General features: G+C 53.0%; 9 protein-coding genes. All 9 read left to right on the top strand.

Annotated features, from left to right (window positions below):
* Positions 1–127: 127 nt before the first annotated feature.
* Positions 128–793, top strand: coding sequence for an amino acid ABC transporter permease (locus tag Q0231_RS12760; RefSeq protein ID WP_299347939.1), 666 nt, complete (start codon positions 128–130; stop codon positions 791–793).
* A 14-nt stretch (positions 794–807) separates the two neighbouring features.
* A complete protein-coding gene (locus Q0231_RS12755) occupies positions 808–1,470 on the top strand; it encodes an amino acid ABC transporter permease (protein ID WP_269392234.1) in 663 nt (220 codons plus the stop codon).
* The gene (locus Q0231_RS12750) at positions 1,467–2,189 is read left to right on the top strand and encodes an amino acid ABC transporter ATP-binding protein (protein ID WP_299347937.1); all 723 of its coding nucleotides are present in this window, start codon (positions 1,467–1,469) and stop codon (positions 2,187–2,189) included. The genes Q0231_RS12755 and Q0231_RS12750 overlap by 4 nt, the downstream gene beginning before the upstream one ends.
* A gap of 82 nt (positions 2,190–2,271) precedes the next feature.
* Entirely contained in the window at positions 2,272–3,231 is a 960-nt protein-coding gene (locus Q0231_RS12745) for a dihydrodipicolinate synthase family protein (RefSeq protein ID WP_299347935.1), read from the top strand.
* Between the two features lie 44 nt (positions 3,232–3,275).
* A complete protein-coding gene (locus Q0231_RS12740; protein WP_269392231.1) occupies positions 3,276–4,706 on the top strand; it encodes an aldehyde dehydrogenase family protein in 1,431 nt (476 codons plus the stop codon).
* Between the two features lie 59 nt (positions 4,707–4,765).
* Positions 4,766–6,010, top strand: coding sequence for an FAD-binding oxidoreductase (locus Q0231_RS12735; RefSeq protein WP_299347933.1), 1,245 nt, complete (start codon positions 4,766–4,768; stop codon positions 6,008–6,010).
* An 8-nt stretch (positions 6,011–6,018) separates the two neighbouring features.
* On the top strand, positions 6,019–7,020 hold the full coding sequence (locus Q0231_RS12730) for a 4-hydroxyproline epimerase (RefSeq protein WP_299347931.1): 1,002 nt from the start codon (positions 6,019–6,021) through the stop codon (positions 7,018–7,020).
* Positions 7,021–7,045: 25 nt separating this feature from the next.
* A complete protein-coding gene (locus Q0231_RS12725) occupies positions 7,046–8,155 on the top strand; it encodes a cis-3-hydroxy-L-proline dehydratase (RefSeq protein WP_299347930.1) in 1,110 nt (369 codons plus the stop codon).
* Positions 8,155–9,140 (top strand): proline racemase family protein (locus tag Q0231_RS12720; protein WP_299347929.1); only part of this gene is annotated, 986 nt, incomplete at its 3' end. The genes Q0231_RS12725 and Q0231_RS12720, both read left to right, overlap by 1 nt.

Raw genomic sequence — 9,140 nt, 5'->3', positions numbered from 1 at the left:
ATGTTGGCGATACAGCACCTGAGCTGCGTATCCCTGGCGTTCTTTACTAATCCCTTGACCATCAATTCATCTGCTCGCGGCTTTGGTCGCGGGCAGGTCTTGAACCAAAAGGAAAGGAGAAGGCGCAATGAATTTTGAATATACGTTCCACTGGCGTCCGGTGATGCGCAAGCTGCCCGATTTGCTTGAAGCAAGTTTGGTCACCCTGCAAATTTCTGTGCTCTCCATGATTATCGGTATCACGTTGGGTATGGTTTTGGCGTTGCTGCGCATGAATGGACCAAAACCCTTAGCTTGGGTCGCTTCGGTTTGGGTGGAAACAGCGCGCAATACACCTGCCTTGTTTCAACTGTTCTTTTTCTCTTTTGGTTTGGGCGCGTTCGGTATGCACCTCACACCCTATTTGATCGTTCTATTTGGCCTAACGTTCAACAACGCTGGTTATTTGGCGGAAAACTTTCGCGGCGGATTCCAGGCCGTTCCTGATACGCAATTGCGTGCAGCGCGCTCCTTGGGCATGTCGGCTTGGCAAAGCTACACGCGGATCATCATCCCCCAAGTGTTCCGCATTGTTTATCACCCCATGACCAACCAATTGGTTTGGGCGGTGTTGATGAGCTCTTTGGCGATGATCGTTGGTTTCCGTGAATTGGCGGGCGAAACCCAAGCCTTAGCGTTCAAAACGTTCCGCATATTCGAATATTTCGCAGTGGCCGCGCTTATCTATTACGCCATGGTCAAATTCATTCTCGGCATCTCCAGGCTCATCGCTTGGCGCATGTTCCGCTACTAGGGAAGGGTAATTCGATGAACGAACCGATTTCATTCTTCTCCGGCTTTGGCCCAAAAGACCTTTGGTTTTTAGCTCAGGCCGCTTGGCAAACGCTGCTTATTTCAGCCCTATCCATTTCCACCGGCACTTTGCTTGGCGTGTTTTTTGGCTGGATCTTATCTGAAAGCAAAATCGTTGGCGCCATCACCCTTGGGCTTATACTTGATGCGTTCCGATCGATCCCGCTGATTATCCAGCTGGTATTGTTCTACAACCTATTCAATGTGCTTGGGTTGGCCATTAGCCCCTTCTGGGCTGGTGTGGTGATCTTGGCAGTTTACACCTCTGCGCTGGTTGCCAATGTGGCACGCGGCGGCATTGAAGCGGTGGGCGCACCCATGCGTCGGGCAGGTCGCTCGCTCGGGTTAAGCTATGTGCAAACCATGCAACATGTGGTGTGGCCGATCGGCCTAAGGGCGGTCTTCCCGTCGTGGGTCGGCGTGGCACTTGGTGTGTTGAAAGACAGCGCACTTGTGTCGGTACTTGGCCATCCAGAACTCTTAAAAGTAGCGCGCGACTTGATCACGCGCACCCAACAACCCTTGCTTGTGTTGGCGGTAGCGGGCGCGTTCTATTTCGCGCTTTCATATCCAATTTCACGCTATGCAGCACATCTAGAAAGGAAGTGGCAGTCATGATCGAGATTAAAGGTCTACATAAATATTTCGGTGATCTGCATGTGCTCAAAGGCATCGACCTCACCGTCAAAAAGGGCGAAGTGCTCTCGATTATCGGCGCGTCCGGCTCTGGAAAGTCCACATTGCTTTATTGCATCAATGGGCTTGAAGCGATCCAACAGGGCGAGGTCTTAGTGGATGGGGTGTCCGTGCACGCAAAAGGCACAAACCTCAATCAATTGCGCACCAAAATGGGCATGGTGTTCCAACAGTTTAACTCGTTCCCGCACCTCACCGCACTAGAGAACGTGGCACTGGCACCAAAAATCGTCAAAGGCAAATCAAAAGCCGAAGCGAAAGAAATTGCCCGGGCGCAACTGCAACATGTGGGGCTTGGCGACAAGATCGACAGTTATCCTTCTGCTTTGTCTGGTGGTCAACAGCAACGCTTGGCAATCGCCCGGGCGTTGGCGATGGAGCCATCCTACATGTTGTTTGATGAAGCAACGTCAGCGTTAGACCCTGAGTTGGTGGGCGAGGTGCTCGACACCATGCGCCTGCTCGCAGAAGAGGGCATGACGATGATTTGCGTGACCCACGAAATGGGCTTTGCCCGTGATGTGAGTGACCGCGTCGCCTTTTTCCACCAAGGCATTATGGAAGAGATCGGCCCGCCAAAGCAGATTTTTTCTGAACCAAAAAGCGAACATACGGCAAAATTCTTGGCCAACGTTCGATAAGTCTGATTTACATTATATCCAATATCCGGTTGGCGCGCGTATAGGTGCGCGCAATCGGCACTGATCTTCAAAGGAAATTGAAATGAACGCGAATATCTTTTCTGGCTGCATTCCAGCACTGATGACCCCTTGCAAAGCAGACCGCTCGGTAGATTTTGATGCGCTGGTGCGCAAAGGCAAAGAGCTTATCGAAGCGGGCATGTCTGCTGTTGTTTATTGTGGCTCAATGGGCGATTGGCCTTTGCTAACTGACGCTGACCGCATGGAAGGCGTTGCACGTCTCGTGGCGGCAGGCATTCCAACTATCGTTGGCACTGGCGCGGTGAACTCAAAAATCGCAGCCGAACACGCAGCTCACGCGCAAAAAGTTGGCGCACATGGCTTGATGGTTATCCCGCGCGTCTTGTCACGCGGCAGCTCAATGGCAGCCCAACGTCATCACTTCGCAGCGATCTTGAATGCAGCGCCTGACTTGCCAGCTGTGATCTACAACAGCCCATATTATGGCTTTGCCACCCGCGCAGACCTGTTCTTTGACCTGCGCAAAGACCACCCGAACTTGATCGGCTTTAAAGAATTCGGCGGCGCTGACGATCTGCGCTATGCGGCGGAATTCATCACCAGCCAAGACGACAGCGTGAACTTAATGATTGGCGTGGATACACAAGTGTTCCATGGCTACGTGAACTGCGATGCTGGTGGATCAATCACCGGAATTGGCAACGCGTTGCCAAAAGAAGCTTTGCACCTTGTTGCGCTTTGCGAAAAAGCCGCAAAAGGCGATGCGGTTGCCCGCGTTCGTGCGCTTGAGTTGGACACAGCTTTCCAAGTTCTCTCTTCATTCGATGAGGGCGCAGATTTGGTGCTTTACTACAAATATTTGATGGTGTTGCAGGGCGATGCTGAATATGAATTGCACTTTAATGAAACAGATGCACTGACTGACAGCCAACGCCGTTACGCCAAGCAGCAGTTCGACCTGTTCCAAACATGGTACAATAGCTGGAGCCAGCAGGCTGACGTTTTAGCGCTTGCAGCTTAAGCTGAACCATCAGAATCAATTTGCCCAGAAAGTTGAGTAACTCAATGGAATATAAAAGCTTTATCGGTGGCGCGTGGGAAGAAACTTCCGCGTCGACACCAAATATCAACCCATCAGACACCTCAGACATTCTTGGCCACGCCGCTGTGTCAGAAGCCGCTGACATGGACCGCGCAATTGACGCAGCCCACACAGCCGCCGTGCAGTGGGCCGCTTCAACGCCACAGCAGCGCTTTGATGTTTTGGACTTTATTGCCAACGAAATATTGGCACGCAAAGCCGAACTAGGCGAGCTATTGTCACGCGAAGAAGGCAAAACCTTGCCTGAAGGCATTGGCGAAGCCGCCCGTGCTGGTCAGATTTTCAAATTCTTCGCAGGCGAAACAATTCGTCAAACCGGCGATCGTTTGGCGTCCGTGCGTCCAGGTGTTGAAGTTGATGTAACCCGCTCACCAGTTGGTGTCGTTGGCCTCATCACGCCGTGGAATTTCCCAATTGCTATTCCTGCATGGAAAATTGCGCCAGCTTTGGCTTTCGGCAATGCGGTGGTTCTAAAACCTGCTGAATTGGTGCCGGGCTGTGCCCACGCATTGGCTGATATTATTTCGCGTTCTGGCCTACCAGAAGGCGTGTTCAACCTTGTGTTTGGTCGCGGCTCAAAAGTGGGTCCACAGCTTGTTGGATCAAACAAAGTTAACGCCATCAGCTTTACCGGTTCTGTGCCAACAGGGCGCGGCATTGCTGCTGAATGCGGCAAGCTTTTGAAAAAGGTACAACTTGAAATGGGTGGCAAAAACCCAATGGTTGTGCTCGACGATGCCGATTTGAACAATGCGGTTGAAGTGAGCGTAAACGGCGCCTTCTTCTCAACTGGCCAACGCTGCACGGCATCTTCTCGCTTGGTTGTAACCGAAGGTATTCACGACAAATTTGTTGCTGCAGTTGAAGAACGTTTGGCTGGCCTTAATGTGGGTCATGCTTTGCGCAGCGACACCCACATCGGTCCAGTGGTTGACGCAAGCCAGCTTCAGCAAGATTTGGATTATGTGGACATTGCAGCGAAAGAGGGTGGCAAAGTTGTCGGTGGTCAACGTTTGAACCGCGACACAGAAGGCTTCTTTATGGCGCCAGCTTTGGTGACAGAAACCACAAATGGCATGCGCATCAACCAAGAAGAAGTGTTTGGCCCAGTCGCCAGCGTGATCCGTGTGAAGGATTATGACGAGGCTTTGGCAGTTGCAAACGACACTGAATTTGGTTTGTCGTCTGGCATTTGCACCACATCGCTTAAGCATGCGAGCCACTTCAAAGCCAACGCGCAAGCGGGCATGGTGATGGTGAACTTGCCAACAGCGGGCGTGGACTATCACGTTCCATTCGGCGGCACCAAAGGTTCAAGCTTTGGCTCACGCGAGCAGGGCACCTATGCAGCGGAATTCTACACCACAGTAAAAACCGCTTACACCCTGCCATAACCAACAGTTGCGCCCGGCGGTTTGCCGCCGGGTGCCCTCCCTTTTGATCAGGTGATCCTATGTCCAAAGCTGATGCGCTACATGATGTGATTATTGTCGGGGCCGGGATCATCGGTCTTTCGATCGCGCACTATTTGCAAAATGAAGGCCGCAAGGTCACGCTGGTTGACCGCAAAGGCATTGCTCAAGAAGCAAGCTATGGCAATGCCGCCGCATTTGCGGTGACTGACCTCCTGCCGTTGGCGTCGCCGGGCATGTTGATGAAGGCGCCCAAATGGTTGATGGACCCGCTTGGCCCGCTCAGTATTCGCCCTTCCTATTTGCCAAAAATAACGCCCTTTCTGCTCAAGTTTTTCCGCGCCAGTTGGCCGGACCAATATGCCCGTTCCGTTGAAGTACAAGCTGAGATGATGAACCTGGCCCGAGCTGAAATTGCTAAGATTTCTGAGATGCCTAAAATGGGCAATCAAATCCGCTCCGATGGCGCGCTGCATCTTTATGAGAATGAGGCGGATGCAAAGGCCAACGCGGAAAACGACAGAACCCGGCAAGAGCATGGCATTCCGTTTCGCCACGTAAAAGGCGACGAACTGGCTGAGCTGCAACCCGGCCTTTCGTCACACATTAGAAGCGCCACCTTTTTGCCCAGTTGGCAAACGGTAAATGACCCCTATCTCTGGGCCATGTCTGTTTGGGATATGGTGCGCTCTGATGGGGGAGAATTGATTGAAGCCGAAGTTTTGGACACCAATTCCGCTGGCGAAATCACTCTGGCTGACGGTCAAAAACTCAAAGGCAACAATCTCATCATCGCAGCAGGTGCTTGGTCACATCGATTGACCGAAAAGCTGGGCGATAAGATTCCATTAGAGACCGAGCGGGGTTACAACACCACGCTGCCAGTGGGATCGTTCGACCTCAAGCGGCAATTGATGTTTGGCAGCCATGGCTTTGTTATGACTCCGCTTTCCACCGGTATTCGTGTGGGCGGTGCGGTGGAATTTGCTGGCTTGGAAGCGGAACCAAACTACAAACGCTCAGAAATTATGTTGCAAAAAGCGAAGAAGTTTTTGCCCGATTTGAGCACCACCGGCGGCACCCAATGGATGGGCTTTCGCCCCTCACTGCCCGACACGTTGCCCGCCATCGGCCATGCATCCGCCAGCACTAAAATTACTTATGCATTTGGCCACGGCCACTTGGGTCTGACCCAGAGTTTGGCCACCGCAAAGCTTGTTGCTGATCTGGTGGCAGGGCGCACCCCAACGATAAATATGACCCCGTTCAACCCGTCTCGCTTTTAGGAACCAACATGGCGAAACATACATTTAAGTGCATTGATGGACATACCTGTGGCAACCCAGTGCGGTTGGTGGCAGAAGGTGGGCCTGAGCTAAAAGGCGCGAACATGCTTGAAAAGCGCGCGCACTTTTTGGCCGAATATGATTGGGTGCGCACTGCGCTCATGTTTGAGCCACGTGGCCATGACGTTATGTCTGGATCTATCCTTTATCCGTCAACGCGTGATGATTGCGACATTGCCATTCTGTTCATCGAAACATCGGGTTGCTTGCCCATGTGTGGGCACGGCACCATCGGCACGGTGACCATGGCGATCGAAGAAGGTTTGGTGACACCAAAAGAGCCGGGCGTGCTTTATCTAGACGCACCTGCGGGGCGCATCAAAGCTGAATACACCATGGTGGATGGGTTTGTCGAAGAAGTGCGCATTACCAACGTGGCGGGCGTCCTCTACGCAACGGGCATGACCGCTGACGTGCCAGACCTGGGCACGATTAAAGTTGATGTTGCCTATGGCGGTAATTTTTATGCGATTGTGGAACCGCAAGAAAACTTCAATGATATCGAAGGCCTATCCTCACTCGATTTGATCCGTTGGTCGCCAAAGCTGCGCGCAGCATTGAATCAAAAGTACGAGTTTCAACACCCAGAGCACCCCGCAATCAATGGCCTCAGCCATATTTTGTGGACCGGCGCTGCGCGTGACCCAGAAGCGTCTGCCCGCAATGCGGTTTTTTACGGCGACAAAGCAATTGACCGCTCACCTTGTGGCACAGGCACCTCCGCGCGCATGGCCCATTGGGCGGCGATGGGGGATTTAAAAGTGGGCGAAGATTTCATCCACGAAAGCATTATTGGATCGCTTTTCCGTGGCCGTGTCGAAGCGGCGACAAAAGTTGGCGACCGTGATGCGATTATCCCATCCATTGGTGGCTGGGCGCGCAAAACAGGCGACAATACAATTTATGTAGATGATCGCGACCCCTTTAAACACGGCTTTATTCTGCCTTAATGACTTTCCCTCGGGAGGAAACATCATGAAAATCACAGCGCTACGAGTCTATCAAATCGACCTTCCTTTACGTGAGGGCCGTTACAATTGGTCCAACGGCAATTTCATCGAAGTCTTTGATTCAACAGTGCTTGCGCTTGAAACAGATGAGGGCATTACAGGCTATGCAGAATGTTGCCCGCTGGGCTCTGCCTATTTGCCAAGCTATGCCTTGGGCGTTCGCACCGGTTTGCAAGAACTCGCGCAGCACGTGATCGGGCTTGATCCGCGTGATTTGAATGTGGTCAACAAAGCCATGGACGAGGGACTGCGCGGCCACCCTTACGCCAAAGCGCCAATCGATATTGCCTGCTGGGACATCTTGGGCAAAGCGACGGGCTTGCCCGTTTACACTTTGCTAGGCGGCAAACAGCAAGACAAAGTTGCACTTTACCGGGCGATCAGCCAAGAAGATCCAGACGTGATGGCCAAAAAGATCGATGGTTATCGCAAAGAAGGTTACACCAAGTTCCAGCTGAAGGTCGGCGGCGATGCGAACGATGATATCGCCCGCATTCACGCCACACGCGAAGTGCTGGACAATGGCGAAGTGTTGGTGGCTGACGCCAACACAGGCTGGAACCGCCACGAAGCAGCGCGAGTTGTTGCTGCGGTTTCCCATCTCGATGTCTATATTGAACAGCCCTGCATGACCTACGAAGAGTGCTTGTCGATCCGCCGCCGCACCGCACGGCCCTTTATCATGGACGAGAACATCACCGATGACGCCATGTTGCGCAAAGGCTTGGCCGACGATGCAATGGACGCGATCAACCTCAAGATTTCAAAAGTTGGTGGCCTAACCAAAGCCCGCCTGATGCGCGATATGTGCGTAAATGCTGGCCTGGCCATGACCATTGAAGACACATGGGGAGGTGACATTGTGACCGCCACCATCGCCCATCTGGCAGCGTCTACGCCTGAAGCCTTCTCCTTCTCTGCGACCGATTTCAATTCCTATGGTACAGTAGATTTTGCGGCAGGTGCGCCAAAACGAGTTGATGGCTTTATGTCACCATCCGATGCGCCGGGTCTTGGCATTGAGCCAGATTTTGATGTGCTCGGAGAGCCTGAGTTTGAGGTGAGTTTGGTATAATGAGAACAAGCAAAACCATCCACGTCGTGTCCTGCCACGCCGAAGGCGAGGTGGGCGACGTGATCGTTGGGGGCGTTGCACCGCCACCGGGCGATACCTTGTGGGAGCAACGCAAATTCATCGAACAAGATGAGACATTGCGTAATTTCATGCTCAACGAACCACGCGGCGGCGTGTTCCGCCACGTGAACCTGTTGGTGCCGCCAAAGAACCCAAAAGCCCAAATGGGCTTCATCATCATGGAACCGGCAGACACGCCGCCAATGTCAGGGTCCAACTCAATCTGCGTGTCGACGGTATTGCTCGATAGCGGCATTTTGCCGATGACCGAACCTGAAACGCACCTCACGCTGGAAGCGCCGGGTGGACTGATCAATGTGGTCGCCCAATGCAAAGACGGCAAAGCCCAAAGCATCACCGTCACCAACGTCAAAAGCTTTGTCGATCAATTGCAAGTGCCTTTGCAAGTTGAAGGTTTAGGCGAAATTATCGTCGATACAGCCTATGGCGGCGATAGCTTTGTGATGGTGGACGCTGCGGCGCTGGGCGTTGAGATTAAGCCCGAAAATGCCCGTACAATCGCCGAACTTGGCATGCGCATCACCGCTGCCGCAAACGAACAGTTGGGCTTCACCCATCCCGAAAATGCGGATTGGGATCACATTTCATTCTGCCAATTTATGGGGCCAGTCGCTCGCTCCGACGACACCCTAACAGGCGCGAACGCTGTGGCCATCCGCCCGGGCAAAATCGATCGCTCCCCAACCGGAACAGGTTGCTCTGCGCGTATGGCGCTGATGCTCGCAAAAGGCGAAATGAGTACAAACGACAAATATATCGCCACCTCAATCACCGGGTCTCAGTTCAATTGCGATATTGCAGAAGTCACTACCTGCGGCAACCGCGACGCGATCTTGCCCCGCATCAATGGCCGCGCCTGGATCACCGGCAGACACCAGCACATGCTCGACCCTTCCGAGCCTTG

This window comes from uncultured Maritalea sp. (assembly GCF_937139385.1).
Lineage (GTDB): Bacteria > Pseudomonadota > Alphaproteobacteria > Rhizobiales > Devosiaceae > Maritalea > Maritalea porphyrae_A.
The sequence above is the reverse complement of the archived record's forward strand: the minus strand, read 5'-3'. Positions and strand labels throughout refer to the sequence as shown.